Raw genomic sequence first — 21,405 nt, 5'->3', positions numbered from 1 at the left:
AAGAGGTAATTATTATGGCAAGACCAGAATGGGTAACTTACAGTGATGAAGAAATTGAAGAAATGATTTTAAAATTTAACAAAGAAGGAAAAAGTACCAGTGAAATTGGTATTATCTTAAGAGACCAATACGGTATTCCTAGTGTTAAAGAAGTAACCGGTGAAAGAATCACCCAAATCTTAAAAAGAAATGATCAAGCTGGAAAATACCCTGAAGATTTAATGAACTTAATCAAAAGAGCAGTAAATATAAGAGATCATTTAGCTGAAAATCCTAAAGATTTACACTCTAAAAGAGGTTTAACTATCATTGAATCTAGAATCAGGAGATTAGCTTCATATTATGTAAATGAAGGTGCATTACCTGAAGGATGGAGATACAATCCAAAAGAAGCAGCACTCCTTGTTAAATAGAGCTAGTGAAGCTAGTAATGTGCTTAAAGGGCACATAGAAAACAACAACGTTATAAGAATTATTTCTCATAACGATGCTGATGGAATTTCAGCAGCAGCTGTATTAGCTAATGCTTTAAAAGAGGAAAAGGTTCAGTTTCACACTACAATTGTTCCTCGTCTTAAAGAAGATTTAATAAATCAGTTAAGACATGAAAAACATGATTTGGTCATTTTTTCAGATATGGGAAGTTCTTTTGTAGGTGAACTTAATTCCTTTAAATGTGATGTTATTATAGCTGATCATCATCAGGTCAGTGATGTTGAAGCAGAAAGCAATGTGGTTCACATAAATCCTCATCTGTTTGATATTGACGGAAGCAGGGATTTAAGTGGAGCAGGTTCCAGCTATTTGGCAGTTAGGGACCTTGATAAAAAACACTTGGCTTATTTTGCTTTAATTGGTGCTTTTGGTGATATGCAAGGTCAGGACGGATTTACCGGAGTTAATAAACTCATTGTTGATGATGCTAAACAAAGTGGTAATCTGGAAATTCATGATGGTTTGAAAATAGTTTCCAAATCCTCTGAACCACTTTTCAAGTCTTTAGCTTACACTTTTTCTCCGCCGCTTCCCGGAATAACTGGGGATTTGGAAGGTTCAACTGAGTTTTTAGAAAGGATGAATCTGTCTTATGGAATTAAATTTTCTGATTTAGGTGAAGAGGAAAAAGATATTCTTAAAGATGAACTTATTAAGATTAATCCGGATATTTTCGGTGACTGTTATACAGTTCCAAAAGAAATACCTCTGCTTCGTGATTTGGAAGAGTATTCCTATATTCTTGATGCATGCGGTAAAAATAAGAAGTTTGGATTAGGTTTAAGCATTGCTCTTGGAGAACGTGAAAAAGCCTTAAAAACAGCTACTGATTTGCAGCGCAAATATCGCGATCAGCTTGTTAAAGGTTTGGAATGGATTAAAAAGGAAGGTTCAGTTAATCTTTCTCATATTCAATATTTATACAGTGAAGATAAAGTGTTGAAATCTGTAATGGGTACAATAGCTAGTATAGGTTTGTCTATTAACCTGTTGGATGATTCAAAACCTGTTTTAGGATTATCCAGACTTCATAAGGATATTAAAGTTTCCGGAAGAACAACCAGACAGCAAGTTGAAAATGGAGTTAATTTGGGAAAAGCCTTACAGGACAGTTCCAACAATTTTGGTGGCCAGGGTGGAGGTCATGATATTGCTGCAGGAGCTATGATTCCATTTGACAGTAAAGACAACTTTTTAAACTTGGTTAATGATATGGTTGAATATCAAATAAATAATGATTAATATGTTTTTAACAAAAAAAGAAGAACAAATGTGTGATGGGGAGTTTGGAGAAACTGTTAGAAAAAGCATGGATATTTTAGTAGCTTTAGGAGATATTTATGGTGCTTCTAAATTGGTGGATATCACTTCAGCACAGGTTTCTGGAGTTTCTTATAAAACTATTGGTGATGCGGGACTGGAATATCTTCAGGATTTAGCCAGTGATGATAAAGGGGTAGCTAGTGTTAATTCTTCCCTAAATCCTCCTGGAACTGATTTGGATAATTGGAAAGCTCTCGGATTTCCAAAAGAATTTTCAGTTAAGCAAAATCAGATTGTAGAAGCTTACGGCAAACTTGGAATCTCAAAAACATGTACTTGTACTCCTTATCTTGTTGGAAATGTTCCCAGATTTAGAGACCATGTGTCCTGGTCAGAATCTTCAGCAGTAGCTTATGTTAATTCTGTAATTGGTGCTAAAACTAACCGTGAAGGTGGTCCGGCAGCATTAGCTGCAGCTATTGTTGGTAAAACTCCTCTTTATGGATTCCATTTAGATGAAAATAGGAAGGCTAATTTAGTAGTGGATGTTGAAACCGAACTCGCAGGTGCTGATTTCGGAGCTCTCGGATATATTGTTGGGAAAATTGTCGGTGGAGGAGTGCCTTACTTCACCCTTAAAAATATTCCTGACAATAATAATTTAAAAACATTGGGAGCAGCACTTGCCTCATCAGGTTCAGTAGCTCTTTATCATATGGAGAACGTTACTCCGGAATATGAATTGGCTGCTAAAAGTGAAGCTGATGATCATATTACAATCTCTGAAGACGACATTTTAGACACCCGTAACAAATTATCCACTACAGCTGATGAACCGGATTTAATCTGTTTAGGCTGTCCTCATGCTTCATTGGAAGAAATAAAAGAAGTTGCAAATATTGTCAGGGGAAAATCAATTAAAAATAAATTATGGATTTGTACATCAGTTAGCGTAAAAGCAACAGCTGACAGAATGGGTTATACAAAAGCTATTGAAGATGCAGGTGGTAATGTGGTCTGTGATACCTGTATGGTCGTAGCGCCTATTGAAGATATGGGCTTTGAAGTAATTGGTGTAAATTCAGCAAAAGCAGCTAATTATGTTCCCTCTATGTGCGGACTTGATGTTGTTTATGATGATGTGGAAAATTTAATTCACTTTGAATAATTTTTTCCACTATTTTTTTTAAATTTCAATAAATTTCTATAGAATACTTTTCAGCTATTTTTCTTAAAAGCGTATTTTATAAGAAACTATTTATGTAAATAATTTGATAGGGTATTCTATAAGACACTCATTAGGTTGTTTTTAATAATGCTTAGTCGAAATGTAATTAACTTTTTAGGGTGTTGTCTTCAACTTTAAATTTAATAAAATCATATAATAATTATAGGTGAATAAATTTATGAATTATTTAGTTATTGGTGCAGGAAATGCTGGTAGGCCTGTTGCAAGGTTACTTAATAATCAAAATCATAAGGTTATTATAACTGATCCAAAACAGTTATCTGATTTTAAACAAGATGTGCAAAGTATTTTAAAACAAATGGAAAAAGAGGGAGTTATTTTAGATTTAGGCAATGATAATCCTTCTATTGATGGTATTGATAAAGTTTATAAGGCTCCAAGTTTGCCTGACAGTGCACCTATTGCAAAAAAGGTTGCTGAAGCTGATTTAGATGTTATTACTAATGAAGACTTTTCAAAAATGGTAAATGATTTGATTCCTGTTGATATTATTGGAATCACGGGAACTATGGGTAAAACAACTACTACATTTATTACAACAAGCATTTTTAAACAGGCAGGTTATAAAGTATGGTCCTGTTCTTCTTTAGTTAATAATTTAGTTAGTGAAGCTATTATTGATGGCATAGTTAAAGGTAAAGCTCAAAATTGTGATATAGCTATTTTTGAACTTCCTCATGGAACTATAGGACTTCTGGATGAATTGGATATTAAAATTGGTCTTTTAACCAATATTGCTGAAGACCATCTGTCTGAATTTGGAGGTTCTCTTGAGAAATATCAGCAACGTAAATTGATTTTGGAAAGAATGAGTGAAACATTTATTGCAAATAATTCCTGCAGGGACATTATAGCTCCGGTAAGGGACAATGCACTTTATTATGCTTTAGATGATGACTGTGATTTCATTGGAACTGCCGGTGATGAAAAATTAACCGTCAGATATTCAAAAGGGGAATTTACAACACCATTCCACATGGTCAGCTATTTCTTTGAAAACTCTGTAGGGGCCAGCAGTGTTGCTTTAACATATGGTGTTTCTCAGGAAGATATTACTGAGGCATTGTCTGAATTTAAAGGACTTCCGGCACATATGGAGGATGTTGGTGAGTACAATGGAAGAAAAGTTATTCTGGATTCTGCATTTTTATATGATGGAATGAAAATCACTCTTGATTATTTTAAAGATGACAATGTTGTACTGTTTTTAGATCATTTTGATACATTGTCTAAAAGAGATAAGGCAGAAGTTGGAAAGCTTGTTGGACAATATGTAGATGTTATAATAGCTAGCGGATTTAATGAAGTTAACCAGAAAGTTGAAATGAATGCGGCATATGAAGTTTTAGATGCTGTTGAAAATCCGAATGCGGTTAAGGTAGCTACCAGAGATATTACTGAAGCTGCTGCTTTAACATTCAAATATTCCAAACCTGGAGACATTATTTTGCATATGGGGCCACTTATAGCTTATGACAGACTCACCACTGTTGAAAAAATCATGAAAGGACTTGAAGAGGGAAGTAAAAAATATGAATGAGTCTGATTTTTCGAAAGATACCACATTTGGTGTAATTGGGATTTGTGGAGCTAACTGTAATCTGGTAGCCAGAATTCTTAAAGACCGTGGATTTGATGTTATTGGAACAGACATGGCATCTGCTAATGGCTGCAGGTTTAAAAAATCTTTGGAAGGGTATGATATTGAAGTATTTTATGAATCTCATCCGGAAGAGTTTTTTGAAAAAGCAGATTATATAATTCCACCAATAAGTTTACCTAAAACAGCTAAAGTATTTGACATTATTCAGGAAAAAAACATTCCTGTTATGGAAGTTAGTGATATTATAGATATTTTTAAAGTAAACAAACCGGTATTTGGAATAACCGGCACTAACGGTAAGACGACTACCACAACTCTTTTGAAAAAAATAGCCTGTGATAATAATATTGTACCTGTTGAACATAACTTGGAAAAAATGCAGGGAAATGCCGAGTATATTCCAATTTTACAGTCCCGGTTAAATGGTGATGTGGGAATTTTGGAAGTAGGCACATTTGGAGTTCCGGGTACTATTGAGAGAATAGTTGGAAATTCTCAGTTAAGTTCCGGACTAATAACTAACATAACTCCTGATCATTTAAATGATTTGGGGAGCTTTATGGAGTATGCACATGTCAAAGCAGAATTTATAAAAGGATTAAATGGAAAGCAACTTATTGTAAACGGTCAGGATCCGACAATTATGGGGCTTTTAAGGGAATTGAACTTTGCAGGTGAAGTAATTACTTTTGGAGTAGATGAAATGCCTGTAAGTGTATCTTCTAAAGAATGTGTTTGCGGCAAAACCGTTGATGTTAAAGAGATTATTTCAGGTTCAGGATATTATTTATGTGAATGCGGTCTAACAACTCCGCAGCTGGATTATATTGCAACTAATATTGATTTGAAAAATAGATCCTTTGAGTTACATACTCCAGATGAAAAACTGGAAGTTAAAATGCTTCTTGATGGAATTCATAATGTCTATAATGTTTCAGGCGTAATTATTGCAGCTCATGAATTTCTAAAATTACCTTATGATAAAATATTGGAATCAATAGCTACTTTTGGAGGGGTTTCCGGTAGAATGGAAAAAGTAGCCACCATTGGCGAAAAGGATGTTGTTGTAGATTTTGCACATAACCCTGCAGGTGTTGAAACGGTTTTACGGGAATTTAAAAAGTTATATGGTGATATTACTACAGTTATTACAATTTCATCAGAATCCGGTGCTAAAGGGGATTTGGAAATATTTGATAATGTTTTAGAATTTTCCAAATATGTTGTTCCTGCTTCAAGTGCTTCTCAAAAAATAGCTAGTGATAAAATAAGTGAACATCCTGAACTTAAAGAAAAAATTATACTGAATCATGTTGATGATTTTGTTAAAAAAGGCACTCTTGGTGCAACTTTTGATGAAGTCCGGGAGGGAATTAATCAGGCATTAAAACTAGACTGTAATAAGGTAATAGCTATTGGGGAGGCTGCTACAAAATTTAAAAAATGTGTTGATAATTTATAAATTAAATAGTTTATGTTTAATCATGTTTTTTAAATTTTAGCTATTTAATATATATTTTGTTTACTTAGTATTATTTTTAATATTATTTTTTACACATAATTTAATTTTTATTTATTAATCCTATACCTTTTTTTACTTATTTTTATTATTTGGTTTATTTTAATTTTGTTCATTTTTATATTTTAAAAATGGTTTTTTGTTTGATTAACTATTTGATTGATTATGTTATATTTTAATTTATTCATATTAAATAGGTAGTTTTATATAAGTTGTGTTAAAGATATATACATTGTCTAACTATTTGTTAGTTCAGTTTAAATTTTAATGTGTTTAATTGTAATTTTTAGAAAAGGAGAAAAATCTCATGAGTCTAAAAAAGAATATTGGTGTGTTAGTTCTTTTATTAGTACTTTTAAGCATGTCTGCAGTTTCTGCTGAAGATGTGTCTATTAATACTAATGATACTTACCAAGCACAAAAAGATTTCACATCTTTACAAACAGACATTGATAATTCTCAAAATGTATTTGAGCTTAATTATGATGTCAAACACGGAGATGATGAAAAGGATAATTATGGTATTTCTATTACAAAGACTACTATAATTAACGGAAATGGTCATACAATTGATGCTAATGGTCATGGAAGTATTTTTGTAGTAAAAGATTCTTCTGTTACATTAACATTAAATGATTTGACTTTAATTAATGCAAATCCTGTTTCTGATAGTTCAGGAATTGTAAGTAATGGTGGGGCTGTTTACTTTGATGGTTCTACTTTAATTGTAAATAATGTGAATTTCAAAAACAATACTGTCTATAAATATGGTGGTGCAATTTACACTACTGGAACTTGTATTGTAGACAGTTCTGTTTTTGATGGAAATGATGTGCAATTCAGAAGTCAAAATATTGACAATGGAGGTGCAGCTATCTATGCAGATAATGGTGCTTCATTATTAATCTCTAATTCACAAATAATTAATAACCATAAAAACATGGTTATTCGTGACAATAATGTTGGAGATCTTGTAGATGGTGTAGTAGTTGCAACAGGATATACTAAAATTTCAAAATCTTACTTTAGAAATAACAGCGGATGTTATGGTGGTGCTGTAACTTCTTTAGGTTACACTAGCGCAGGTAAAAATCAGATTATCATTGAAAATTCAGTATTTGATGCAAATAGAGCATTCCAAGGTGCAGCTGTAAATGTTATAGGTTCTACTTTCAAAATATCCGGAACCAATTTCACCAACAATAAAGGTGTTGGTTATGGAAGTGGAAATCCTAATGTAGGTGCTCTTCTTACATGGTATGGCTGTGAAGGTACAATATCTGATTGTAATTTTATAAACAATACTGCAGATAATGGTGCTGCTTATAGATTAGGAGATGATAATAATGGTGTTTCCAGTGCCAGTGTTGACAGCTGTACTTTTATAAACAATACTGCAACCAATCAAGGTGGTGCTGTATATGAAGGTGGAAAAACAGGTAAAGCTACTTTAGATATTAAAAATTCCACATTCACCAATAACTCTGCAAAAAAAGAAGGTAGTGCTATTTATAGTGGATATACTTTAAATATTGATGATGATACAACATTTACTAATAATATGGTTTATATGTATTATACAGGTACTTTAAACATAGGTGAAATTAAAACCTTTACTGATTTGCAAAAAGCTATAAACATGGTTGAAGGTGATATCCATTTAAGTTCTAATGTAACTATGTTAGATAGTGAAGCTGATAACTTTGTAAATGGTATTGTTGTTGACCATCTTGTTAATCTTAAATGTGATGGTTTTACTATTAATGCTAATAATTTAGGTAGGATATTTAATGTTACCTCAACAGCTGATAAATTAAATATATATAATGCTAATTTAATTAATGGTAATGCTGATATTGGTGGTGCAATATATAATACTGGTTCTGTATATGCATACAACACTGCTTTTAAAGACAATACTGCTGCTACTATGGGTGGTGCAGTATTCAACAAAGGAACTTTAACTATTCAAAAATGTATAGTAGATAATAATGATATAACCAAACGTACTTCTTCTGCCTCTGAAGATTATGGTGGTGCAGCTATCTATAACTGGTATGATAGTACATTATTTATTAAAAATAGTACTATTTCCAACAACCTTAAAAATTATAAAAATGGGGATTATGTTGTTGGTGCTGTAACTTCTCTTGGTAAAACTACAATTTCACAAAATTCTTATTTTGTTAATAACTCTGGCCGTTGGGGTGGAGCTATTACTACTTCAGGCAGTTCATTACCTGGTAAGAAAGTTAATGAATTAAGTATTAGTGAGTCTACATTTAGTAAAAATGGAGGATTATACGGTGCAGGTATATTTATAGAAGGTTCTAAGTTCACGATTACTAGTTGTGTATTTGATAGCAATACTGCATCTGGTAAAGGTAATATGACTCCAAATGATAATAATGGAGCAGCTATTGAAGTAACCAATACTGATAAAGCTATTACTGGAACTATAAGTAAAACTAAATTTACCAATAACAAAGCTCAATATGGTGGAGCTATTGATATTTGTGCAGGAACCATTAAAATTTTAAATTCAAAATTCATTAATAACTCTGCTGATGTTGAAGGTGGAGCTATAGATATTAATGCTGCAAATGGTAACCCTAAAGTTACAATTTCCAGTTCTAATTTTATTAACAATAGTGCACCAGTTGGTGGAGCTATATGCAATGTACATGATTTAACTGTTAAAGGATCTACTTTTATTGACAATACTCCTAATACTATATTTAATTGGGTAGGTGCTGGAGGTAATCTTAATTTAAATATAAAGACTTTTACTGATTTACAAAATGCTATTGGTCTTGTTACAGGTACTTTAACTCTTAATCAAAATGTTGCAATGGCTGCTAAAGAAGCAGCTAACTTTGTAAATGGTGTAGTTATTAATAAGAATATTGCTATTGATGGTAAAGGTCATACTATTGATGCTAAGAATTTAGGTAGGATTTTCAGTATTGGTGAAGGATTTACTGTTACTTTAACTAATGCTACTTTGATTAATGGTAAAGCGGATAAGGGTGGAGCTATTTATAATAATGGTTCTTTAACTTTAAGTGATGTTAAATTAAGTGATAATGCTGCTGATAGTTATGGTGGTGCTGTTTTCAACAATGGTCATTTAGTTGTTTCTGATTCTGTATTTGATTCTAATGATATTGTTAATCGTGGTTCTGCTAGTGTTGATTATGGTGGTGCAGCGATTTATAACTGGTATGATGGTGTTTTAACTGTATCTGGTTCTAATTTCATTAACAATATTAAGAATTATAAGAATGGTGATCGTTTAGTTGGTGCTATTGCTACTATTGGTGATGCTACAATTTCCGATTCTTACTTTGTTAATAATGCTGGCCGTTGGGGTGGAGCTATCTCAACTGCAGGTTATTTGCTTGCTGGTGATGATGTAAATACTTTAACTGTATCTGGTTCTACTTTTAAAGAGAATGGTGGATTGTATGGTGCTGGTATTTTTGTAGCAGGGTCTGACTTTACAGTATCTGATTGTGTATTTGATAAAAACTCTGCATTTGGTAAAGGTGATATGACTCCTAATAATAACAATGGAGCAGCTATTGTAGTAACTGATACTGGTAAAGATATTACTGGTATTATAACTGATTCTAACTTTACTAATAACAAAGCTCATTTCAGTGGAGCTGTTGATATTTGTGAAGGAAAAATCACAATTAAAAATTCAATATTTGTAAATAACTCTGCGGAGTATTGTGCTGGAGCTATTGCTGTTGATTCACAGATAAATAAACCTGCTGTAGAAATAATTAATTCTAAATTTGATAGTAACTCTGCAGAATATGGTGGAGCTATATATAACTATTATAATTTAACAGTTGTTGATTCAACATTTACTAACAATTCCAAAGATACCATTTATAATTTCAGAGTAGCAAATCTTGATTTAGGTATCAAAACTTTCACTGATTTGCAAAATGCTATTGGTCTTGTTAGAGGTACTTTGACTCTTGATTCTGATATTGCAATGACTGATGATGAAGCTGCTAACTTTAAAGATGGTGTAGTTATTAATAAGAATATTGTTATTGACGGTAAAGGTCATACTATTGATGCTAAGAATTTAGGTAGGATTTTCAATATTGGTGAAGGATTTACTGTTACTTTAACTAATGCTACTTTAATTAATGGTAAGGCGGATAAAGGTGGGGCTATTTATAATGATGGTTCTTTAACTTTAAGTGATGTTAAATTAAGTGATAATGCTGCTGATAGTTATGGTGGTGCTGTTTTCAACAATGGTCATTTAGTTGTTTCTGATTCTGTATTTGATTCTAATGATATTGTTAATCGTGGTAGTGCTAGTGTTGATTATGGTGGTGCAGCGATTTATAACTGGTATGATGGTGTTTTAACTGTATCTGGTTCTAATTTCACTAACAATATTAAGAATTATAAGAATGGTGATCGTTTAGTTGGTGCTATTGCTACTATTGGTGATGCTACAATTTCCGATTCTTACTTTGTTAATAATGCTGGCCGTTGGGGTGGAGCTATCTCAACTGCAGGTTATTTGCTTGCTGATGATGATGTAAATACTTTAACTGTATCTGGTTCTACTTTTAAAGAAAATGGCGGATTATATGGTGCAGGTATTTTTGTAGCTGGCTCTGACTTTATTGTGTCTGATTGTGTATTTGATAAGAATACTGCATTTGGTAAAGGTGATATGACTCCTAATAATAACAATGGAGCAGCTATTGTAGTAACTGATACTGGTAAAGATATTACTGGAGCTATAACTGGTTCTAACTTTACTAATAATAAAGCTCAATATGGTGGAGCTATCTATATTTGTGAGGGTAATATTGCAATTTCTGATTCATTATTTGAAAATAACTCTGCTGATGTTGAAGGTGGAGCTATTGATATTGATTCTGCAATAAATAATCCTGTAGTTACTGTTGAAAATTCTAAATTTGTTAATAATACTCCACAAGCTATTCATAACTCTAAAGAATTACATTTAGGTATTGAAACATTTACTGATTTGCAAAATGCTATAAATCTTGTTGATGGTATTTTAACTCTTGATTCTGATATTGCAATGATTGATGATGAAGCTGCTAACTTTAAAGATGGTGTAACTATTAATAAAAATATTAGAATTGATGGTAAAGGTCATACTATTAGTGCAGAAGATTTAGGTAGGATTTTCAGTATTGGTGAAGGATTTACTGTTACTTTAACTAATGCTACTTTGATTAATGGTAGGGCTGCTGAAGGTGGGGCTATTTATAATGATGGTTCTTTAACTTTAAGTGATGTTAAATTAAGTGATAATGCTGCTGATAGTTATGGTGGTGCTGTATTCAACAATGGTCATTTAGTTGTTTCTGATTCTGTATTTGATTCTAATGATATTGTTAATCGTGGTTCTGCTAGTGTTGATTATGGTGGTGCAGCGATTTATAACTGGTATGATGGTGTTTTAACTGTATCTGGTTCTAATTTCACTAACAATATTAAGAATTATAAGAATGGTGATCGTTTAGTAGGTGCTATTGCTACTATTGGTGATGCTACAATTTCCGATTCTTACTTTGTTAATAATGCTGGCCGTTGGGGTGGAGCTATTACTACTTCTGGCGCTTTGATTGCTGGTGATGATGTAAATACTTTAACTGTATCTGGTTCTACTTTTAAAGAGAATGGCGGATTGTATGGTGCAGGTATTTTTGTATGGGGATCTGACTTTATTGTGTCTGATTGTGTATTTGATAAGAATACTGCATCTGGTAAAGGTAATATGACTCCTAATAATAACAATGGAGCAGCTATTGAAGTAACTGATACTAATAAAGCTATTGCTGGAACTATTACTGGTTCTAAATTTACCAATAATAAAGCTCAATATGGTGGAGCTATTGATATTTGTGAAGGTAACATTAAAATTACGGATTCAGAATTTGTTAATAACTCTGCTGATGTTGAAGGTGGAGCTATTGATATTAATACTGTTAATGGTAATCCTGAAGTTTTAATTTCCGATTCTAAATTCATTAACAATAGCGCATCCTATGGTGGTGCTATAGTTAATGTGAAAGATTTAACTGTTAGAAATACTGAATTTGTTAACAATGCTCCTGATGCCATATTTAATTATGTTGGCTTTGGAGGCAACCTTGATTTAGGTATTGAGAATTTCACTGATTTGCAAAATGCTATTGGTCTTGTTACCGGTACTTTAACTCTTAATCAAAATGTTGTAATGACTGATGATGAAGCTGCTAACTTTGTAAATGGTGTAGTTATTAATAAAAATATTAAAATTGATGGTAAAGGTCATACTATTGATGCTAAGAATTTAGGTAGGATTTTCAGTATTGGTGAAGGATTTACTGTTACTTTAACTAATGCTACTTTGATTAATGGTAAAGCTGATAAGGGTGGAGCTATTTATAATGATGGTTCTTTAACTTTAAGTGATGTTAAATTAAGTGATAATGCTGCTGATAGTTATGGTGGTGCTGTTTTCAACAATGGTGAATTAGTTGTTTCTGATTCTGTATTTGATTCTAATGATATTGTTAATCGTGGTAGTGCTAGTGTTGATTATGGTGGTGCAGCGATTTATAATTGGAAAGAGGGCACATTAAAAGTAACTAATTCTAATTTTACTAATAATATTAAGAATTATAAGAATGGTGATAATTTAGTTGGTGCTATTACTACTATTGGTAATGCTACTGTTAGTGGTTCTAACTTTGTTAATAACTCTGGCCGTTGGGGTGGAGCTATTTCAGCTACTGGTGCTGAATTAAGGAAAAATTCAAGTACTTTAACAGTATCTAATACTATATTTAGGGATAATGCTGCTTTATATGCTGGTGCTGTTTACATATGGGGATCTAATTACAATATAGCTGATTGTGTATTTGATAACAATACTGCGTTTGGTAAAGGTAATATGACTCCAAATAATAATAATGGTGGTGCTCTTGTTGTATCTCAAGTAAGTAAATTCAATGAACCAATCACTGGTACTATTTCCGGTTCTAAATTTACTAATAATAAAGCTCAATATGGTGGTGCTGCTTACTTCAATAAAGGATTTGTAACTATTACTGATTCCGTATTTGAAAATAACATAGCTACTGCTGAAGGTGGAGCTGTTGGCTTTTCTCGTGCAAGTGTTAAAGATTTAGTTGTATCAATAAATAATTCTTCATTTGTAGGTAATAAAGCACCTGTTGCTGGAGCTATTTTTACAAATGTTGATTCAAAGATTACAAATTCAAACTTCACTAAAAACACAGCATCAAAAGGTGGAGCTGTTTTGAATGAGAATGGTGCAAAATTAACTGTTGATAATTCTACATTTAAAGATAATGCTGCTGATAGTTATGGTGGTGCTGTATTAAACAATGGTGAATTGATTGTTACTAACTCTGTATTTGATGTTAATGATATTCTTAATCGTGGTTCTGCTGGTGTTGATCATGGTGGAGCTGCTATCTACAACTGGGAAAATGCTAAATTAGATATTTCAAAATCTAACTTTACAAACAATATTAAAAACTATGTAAATGGTGATCGTTTAGTTGGTGCTGTAACTACTATTGGTAATGCTACTATTCGTGATTCTTACTTTGTTAATAACTCTGGCCGTTGGGGTGGAGCTTTAGCTGCAACTGGTGGAGTATCTGGCAGTGCTATAAACACTATTAGTGTAGATGGAACTAAATTTGTTAACAACACAGCTTTATATGGTGGAGCAATGTTTGTATGGGCATCTAATTACACTATTTCCAACTCTGTATTTGATAACAATTCAGCATTTGGTAAAGGTGATATGAGTCCTAATGACAATAATGGTGGAGCACTTATAGTAACTCAGGATAATATACCTGTTTCAGGTAAAATAGTTAACTCTAATTTCACTAATAACAAAGCTCAATATGGTGGAGCTGCTTGGATTAATGAAGGAACTGTTGATATTGACGGTTCTAACTTTATAAACAACACAGCTACTACTGCTGCTGGAGCTATTGGATTTGATTCACAATATACTAAAATTATCGCTACTGTTGATTCTTCTAAATTTGTAAACAATACTGCAGATTCTTATGCTGGAGCTATTTATAATCTTGGTGATTTAACAGTTTCCGGTTCAGAATTTGACAATAATAAAGCACAATTTGGAGATATTATTTACAATAATAAGATTTACAATAAGGAAGGTATCTTAAGTATTAATGGTAACAAGTATAGTAATTACACTGAAAACAAAGCTCCAATTATTAATATTGGTGATATAAATACTATTTCAAGTACTGGTGGAATAATTGTAACTGTTTTAGATAATAAAACTGTAAATGTTTGTTACGGTGATGTTGTAACTTTACATGCTACTGTTGTTGCTGATGGTGTTCTTGTAGCTGGTCAAAAATTATTCTTCGTTATTGATAATGTTGAGTATATAGCAAATAGTTTAGGAAATGGTTCTTATATTGCATCTTATGAAGTAAAAGATGTTGGTAGTAAAACAGTCGGCATTGTTTATGACGGATCAGATGTTAATATTAAAACAGGTATGTTAAATATATCAAAAGCAACTCCTGATTTAACTGTCGGTGCATTAAATATTACTGTTGGAGATCTTGAAATAATTACTGTAACCGGACCTAAAGATGCAACTGGTCTTATAACTTTAACTTTAAATGGTATTGATTATATATTGCCTATTTACAATGGTGAAGCTAAATTCTACTTCCAAGATTTAACTGCTGATGAGTATGAAGTATCTGCAAGTTATTCTGGTGATAATCATTATGTAGCTGCTGAAAATTCAACAGTCTTTAAAGTAGATAAAGTTTTAGCTAACTTAAAAATAAATGTTGAAGATATTACTTTTGGTGAAAACGGACTTGTTATAATCACTTTACCTTCTGATATTGACGGTTCAGTAGTTACTGTTAATGTAAATGGTAAAGTTTATCCTGTAACTGTTGAAAATGGATTTGCAAAACTTCCATTACGTGAATTAAATGCTGGTGATTATACTATATCTGCAGTATTTGCAGGTAATGATAAATACTTGCCTGGTGTAAGCAATGCTTTATTAACTGTATCTAAAGCTGACCCTGCATTAAATGTATTTATTTCAGATGTTGATTATTATGGCGCATTTAACATTAATGTTGCTTTAACTGGTGTAGATGCTATTGGTTTAAATGGGGATGTGATTGTTACTGTTAATGGTAAAGATTACACTGTAAATGTCGTTAATGGTAAAGGTAATGTTACTGGTGTTAAATTAGCTGCTGGTACTTATGATTTCACTGCTAAATTCGCAGGTAGTGATAATTATAATGATGTTGGTGATTCCGGCAATTTCAAAGTTAATAAGGTAGATTCTGCTATTGATGTTGCTGTTAGTGACATTAAAGTTGGGGAAGATGCTGTTATTACTGTTAAATTATTTAGTGATGCTACAGGTAGTGTAACTGTTAATGTAAATGGTAAAGATTATACTGAACCTGTTGTTAATGGTATGGCTAATGTAAAAGTGTCTGGTCTTAAAGCTGATACTTATGATGTAGCTGTTAAATATTCTGGTGATAACAATTATAATGATGCAGTTGCTACTTCCAGCTTTACTGTGTCTAAAGTTGATTCTACTATGGATGTAACTGTTGATGGCATTGTCTTTGGTGAAGATTTAACTGTTAACGCTGTTTTACCTGCTGATGCTACTGGTGAAGTAGTTATCACTGTTGATGGTGTAGATTATCCTGTAGCTATTGTTGATGGTAAAGCTACTGGAACTATTAAAGATTTAACTGCTGGTGATTACACTGTATCTGTTAAATATGCTGGTGATGATAAATACTCTGGTGTTGAAGTTACTGAAGTTGTTAATGTTGCTAAAGCAGATGCTGTTTTAGGTGTTGTTATTGCTGATGTTGATTATGGTAATGGTTTTGTTATTGAAGCTACTTTAACTGGTGTTAATAATGCTCCTTTATCTGGTAATGTGATTGTTACTGTTAATGGTAAAGAATATACTGTTGAAGTTGCTGCTGATGGTAAAGGTATTGCTACTGGTGATAAATTAGCTGCTGGATCTCATGGTTTTGCTGCTGTCTGGGCAGGAAATGATAATTACAATATTGTTACTGAAAACGGTGATTTCAAAGTTAATAAGGTAGATTCATCTATTGATGTTGCTGTTGATACTATTGACTTTGGTGAAGATGCTGTTATTAGTGTTAAATTAGCTGATGATGCTACTGGTGAAGTAGTTATTACTGTAAATGGTGAAGATTACACTACAGCTATTGAAAATGGTGAAGCTACTGTAACTGTATCTGATCTTAAAGCTGATGATTACACTGTTTCTGTTAAATATGCTGGTGACAACAATTATAATGGAGCAACTGGCAGTGCTGAATTTAGTGTACTTAAAATAACTCCGGACATGGATGTAACTGTTGATGGTGCTGTATTTGGTGAAGATTTAACTGTTGTCGCTGTTTTACCTGCTGATGCTACTGGTGAAGTAGTTATTACTGTTAATGGTAAAGATTACTCTGCAGTTATTGAAAATGGTGTAGCTAGTGCAACTGTTTCTGGTATTAACGCTGGTTATTACACTGTTTCTGTTAAATATGCTGGTGATAACAATTATAATGCAGTTGATGTTACTAAAGGTGTTAATGTTGCTAAAGCAGATGCTGCTTTAAATGTTATTATTAATAATGTAGATTATGGTAATGTATTTACTGTTAATGCTGTTTTAACTGGTGTTAATAATGCTCCTTTAGATACTAATATAATTGTAACAGTTAATGGTAAAAACTACATTGTAGCTATTGTTAATGGTAAAGGTACTTTCCATGCTGATAAATTAGCTGCTGGATCTTATAACTTCAATGCTAGATTCGCAGGAAGCAATAATTATAATGAAGTTAGTGATTCTGGTAAATTCAATGTTTATAAAGTAGATTCTGCTATTGATGTTGCTGTTAGTGACATTAATGTCGGCGAAGATGCTGTTATTACTGTTAAATTACTTAGTGATGCTACAGGTAGCGTAACTGTTAATGTAAATGGTAAAGATTATACTGGACCTGTTGTTAATGGTATAGCTAATGTAAAAGTGTCTGGTCTTAAAGCTGATACTTATGATGTAGCTGTTAAATATTCTGGTGATAACAATTATAATGATGCAGTTGCTACTTCCAGCTTTACTGTGTCTAAAGTTGATCCTACTATGGATGTAACTGCTGATGACATTGTCTTTGGTGAAGATTTAACTGTTAACGCTGTTTTACCTGCTGATGCTACTGGTGAAGTAATTATCACTGTTGATGGAACTCCATATACTGCAACTATTGATAATGGTAAAGCTATTAAAACTATTGGTGGTTTAGCTGCTGGTGATTACACTGTAGTTGTTAAATATGCTGGTGATGATAAATACTCTGGTGTTGAAGTTACTGGTGTTGTTAATGTTGCTAAAGCACAACCTGTTTTAGGTGTTGTTATTGCTGATGTTGATTATGGCAATGGATTTGTTATTGAAGCTACCTTAACTGGTGTTAACAATGCTCCTTTAAATGGTAATGTGCTTGTTGCTGTTAATAGTAAATTCTATGTTGTGAATGTTATTAATGGTAAAGGTACTTTAACTGGTGATAAATTAGCTGCGGATACTTATGGTTTTGCTGCTGCTTGGACAGGAAATAATAATTATGCTAGTGTTACTGAAAACGGTGATTTCAAAGTTAATAAAGTAGATTCTGCTATTGATGTTGCGGTTAGTGATATTAAAGTTGGGGAAGATGCTGTTATTAGTGTTAAATTAGCTAATGATGCTACTGGTGAAGTAGTTATTACTGTAAATGGTGAAGATTACACTGCAGCTATTGAAAATGGTGTAGCTAGTGCAACTGTATCTGATCTTAAAGCTGGTGATTACACTGTAGCTGTTAAATATGCTGGTGACAACAATTATAATGGAGCAACAGGCAGTGCTGAATTTAGTGTATCTAAAATAACTTCTGATATGGATGTAACTGTTAATAACATTGTATTTGGTGAAGATTTAACTGTTAACGCTGTTTTACCTGGTGATGCTACTGGTGAAGTAGTTATCACTGTTAATGGTAAAGATTATCATGTAGCTATTGATAATGGTGAAGCTGTACAAGTTGTTAAAGATTTAGCTGCTGGTGATTACACTGTAGTTGTTAAATATGCTGGTGATGATAAATACACTGGTGTTGAATTTACTGACGTTGTTAATGTTGCTAAAGCAGATGCTGCTTTAAATGTTATTATTAATAATGTAGATTATGGTAATGTATTTACTGTTAATGCTGTTTTAACTGGTGTTAATAATGCTCCTTTAACCGGTGATGTGATTGTTACTGTTAATGGTAAAGATTACACTGTAAACGTCGTTAATGGTAAAGGTAATGTTACTGGTGTTAAATTAGCTGCCGGATCTTATGATTTCACTGCTAAATTTGCAGGTGATAATAATTATAATGCAGTTAGTGATTCCGGTAAATTCAATGTTAATAAGGTAGATTCTGCTATTGATGTTGCTGTTAGTGACATTAAAGTTGGGAAAGATGCTGTTATTACTGTTAAATTACTTAGTGATGCTACTGGTAATGTAACTGTTAATGTAAATGGTAAAAATTACAATGGAACTGTTATCAATGGTATGGCTAATGTAAAAGTGTCTGGTCTTAAAGCTGATACTTATGATGTAGCTGTTAAATATTCTGGTGATAACAATTATAATGCTGTAGTTGCTACTTCCAGTTTTACTGTGTCTAAAGTTGATCCTACTATGGATGTAACTGTTGATGGCATTGTCTTTGGTGAAGATTTAACTGTTGAAGCTGTTTTACCTGCTGATGTTACTGGTAAAGTAGTTATTGTTGTTGATGGAACTCCATATACTGCAAATATTACTGATGGTAAAGCTACACAAGTTGTTAAAGATTTAACTGCTGGTTATCACACTGTTGGTGTCAAATACGGTGGTGATGATAAATATAATGATGTTGTAGTTGACGGATTTGTAATTGTTGATAAAGCACAACCTGTTTTAGGTGTTGTTATTGCTGATGTAAATTACGGCAATGAATTTGCTATTGAAGCTACCTTAACTGGTGTTAACAGTACTCCTTTAAATGGTAATGTAATTGTTACTGTTAATGGTAAATTCTATGTTGTGAATGTTACTGACGGTAAAGGTACTTTAACTGGTGTTAAATTAGCTGCAGGTACTTATGGATTTACTGCTGTTTGGGCAGGAAATGATAATTATGCTGCTGTTGATGAAAACGGTGATTTCAAAGTTAATAAATTAAACTCAACTGTTGCAGTTAATGCTGATGACATTAAAGTTGGTGAAAATGTAACAGTAAGTGTAAATGTGCCTTCTGATGCTACAGGTAATGTGATTGTTACTGTTGACGGTAAAGATTACACTGTAGCTATTGTAGATGGTAAAGCAGTTAAAACAATAGCTGATCTTAAAGCAAACAATTACACTGTAACTGTTAAATACGATGGAGACAACAATTATAATGCTAATCAGAACACAACCAAATTCACAGTATCCAAAATATCTGACTATAATATGAACATTACTGTTCCTGGTGATGTTAAAGTTGGAGAAGATGCTGTTATTATAGTAAACGTTCCTAAAGACGCTTCAGGTAATGTTACTGTTAGTGTTGGTAAAGATGTTTATAATGCTGTAATTAGTAATGGTTCTGCTAAAGTTGTTGTTTCTGGTTTAGGTGCTGGTGTTTATAATGTTTCAGCTACTTTCGCTGATGACAAATATGCACAAAACAAAGCTAATGCAACTGTAGTTGTATCTAAAGTAACTGATTATAACATGAATGTTTCTGTTCCTGAATTTAAAGAAGGAGTAAACTCTACTATTAGTGTGGATTTACCTAAAGATGCAACTGGAACAGTCACTGTTGAAATCAACGGTAAAAAATACACTGCAAATGTAACTAACGGAACTGCAAAAGTAAATATTCCTGCTTTAAGTGCTGGAAATCATAATATCACTACAACTTACTCTGGTGATGCTAAATATGATTCCATGACTAAAAAAGGAAACATAACTGTAATTCCAAATGTAAACTTAGATGTTAATGATGTTGTAATGTTTTACCATGACGGAACCCGTTTAGTTGCTAAATTAACAGATTCTCAAGGTAAACCAATAGTTAATGCTACTATATACTTCAATATTAATGGTGTGGACTATGCTAAATCTACTGATGATAATGGTACTGCATCTATGGGTCTTAATTTAGATTCCAATGTATATGCAGTAACTGTAACTTATAATGGATCTGATATCTACAGTAAAATCTCCAAAAATGTTACTGTTACTATTAATCCAAGTATCATAGCTAAAGATTTAGTTAAAATGTATCAAAATGATACTAAATTCTATGCTAAATTCATTGGCAGTGATGGAAAAGCATTAGTTAACACTACTGTCAGATTTAACATTCACGGTGTATTCTACAATAGAACTACTAATGATGATGGTATTGCTGAGTTAGGTATTATGTTAAGACCTGGAAATTATATTTTAACTGCTTACAACCCTGTAACTGGTGAAGAACAAGGATTTAACATAACCGTAAAATCATTAATCGTGCAAAATGACTTAACCAAATATTACTTAAACGCTTCCAAATTTGAGGCAACTATCTATGATAAAAACGGAAGCTTAGCAGTAAACAAAACTGTAACTTTCAACATTCATGGAGTATTCTATACTAGAAGCACTGATGATAAAGGTGTAGTAAGTTTGGGAATCAGTTTAAGACCTGGAGAATATATCATTACAACAATATATGAAGGATTAGCTGTAGGTAACAATATAACTGTTTTACCTACTTTAGTTACCAGTGACCTTAATATGACTCATGAAGATGGCAGTAACTTCACTGCACAAACACTAGATGGTCAAGGTAAACCATTAGCTAACCAAAATGTAACATTTAACATAAATGGTGTGTTCTATAATAAAGTCACTGATGAAAATGGTGTTGCTTCATTAGCTATGAGATTAATGAGTGGAAAATACATTATTACATCTTACTGGAATGATTTCCAAACAGGAAACACAATAATAATATCTTAATTTGGGAGATTTTAATTAATCTCTCCTTTTTCTTTTTTTTAACAAGTTCTTTACTTTAAAATTAAATTACACTACTTTTTGATTAGTTT

6 protein-coding genes are annotated in these 21,405 nt (G+C 32.5%); all 6 read left to right on the top strand.

Features of this window, described 5'->3' with window-relative positions:
- Positions 1-14: 14 nt before the first annotated feature.
- The 6 genes from ACMC9J_RS04365 (at position 15) to ACMC9J_RS04340 (ending at position 21,316) form a co-directional block, all read left to right on the top strand.
- Entirely contained in the window at positions 15-413 is a 399-nt protein-coding gene (locus ACMC9J_RS04365) for a 30S ribosomal protein S15 (RefSeq protein WP_004032740.1), read from the top strand.
- Positions 403-1,737, top strand: coding sequence for a DHHA1 domain-containing protein (locus tag ACMC9J_RS04360; RefSeq protein ID WP_427003609.1), 1,335 nt, complete (start codon positions 403-405; stop codon positions 1,735-1,737). The genes ACMC9J_RS04365 and ACMC9J_RS04360 overlap by 11 nt, the downstream gene beginning before the upstream one ends.
- A 1-nt stretch (position 1,738) precedes the next feature.
- Positions 1,739-2,926, top strand: a complete 1,188-nt coding sequence (locus ACMC9J_RS04355) for an aconitase X catalytic domain-containing protein (RefSeq protein ID WP_295869895.1) — start codon at positions 1,739-1,741, stop codon at positions 2,924-2,926.
- A gap of 238 nt (positions 2,927-3,164) precedes the next feature.
- A complete protein-coding gene (locus ACMC9J_RS04350) occupies positions 3,165-4,547 on the top strand; it encodes a Mur ligase family protein (RefSeq protein WP_427003608.1) in 1,383 nt (460 codons plus the stop codon).
- On the top strand, positions 4,540-6,072 hold the full coding sequence (locus tag ACMC9J_RS04345) for a Mur ligase family protein (protein ID WP_427003607.1): 1,533 nt from the start codon (positions 4,540-4,542) through the stop codon (positions 6,070-6,072). Before ACMC9J_RS04350 ends, ACMC9J_RS04345 begins: the two co-directional genes overlap by 8 nt.
- 364 nt (positions 6,073-6,436) lie before the next feature.
- On the top strand, positions 6,437-21,316 hold the full coding sequence (locus ACMC9J_RS04340) for a beta strand repeat-containing protein (protein ID WP_427003606.1): 14,880 nt from the start codon (positions 6,437-6,439) through the stop codon (positions 21,314-21,316).
- Positions 21,317-21,405: the final 89 nt, after the last annotated feature.

It is taken from the genome of Methanobrevibacter intestini, from assembly GCF_047402955.1.
GTDB classification, from domain to species: Archaea; Methanobacteriota; Methanobacteria; order Methanobacteriales; family Methanobacteriaceae; genus Methanocatella; species Methanocatella intestini.
This window is presented reverse-complemented; position numbering and strand designations above follow the sequence as displayed.

Bases quoted from the DNA above. Each gene is read 5' to 3' on its own strand.
- ACMC9J_RS04340 (WP_427003606.1), top strand. From the start codon at position 6,437: ATGAGTCTAAAAAAGAATATTGGTGTGTTAGTTCTTTTATTAGTACTT.
- ACMC9J_RS04355 (WP_295869895.1), top strand. From the start codon at position 1,739: ATGTTTTTAACAAAAAAAGAAGAACAAATGTGTGATGGGGAGTTTGGA.
- ACMC9J_RS04365 (WP_004032740.1), top strand. From the start codon at position 15: ATGGCAAGACCAGAATGGGTAACTTACAGTGATGAAGAAATTGAAGAA.
- ACMC9J_RS04345 (WP_427003607.1), top strand. From the start codon at position 4,540: ATGAATGAGTCTGATTTTTCGAAAGATACCACATTTGGTGTAATTGGG.
- ACMC9J_RS04350 (WP_427003608.1), top strand. From the start codon at position 3,165: ATGAATTATTTAGTTATTGGTGCAGGAAATGCTGGTAGGCCTGTTGCA.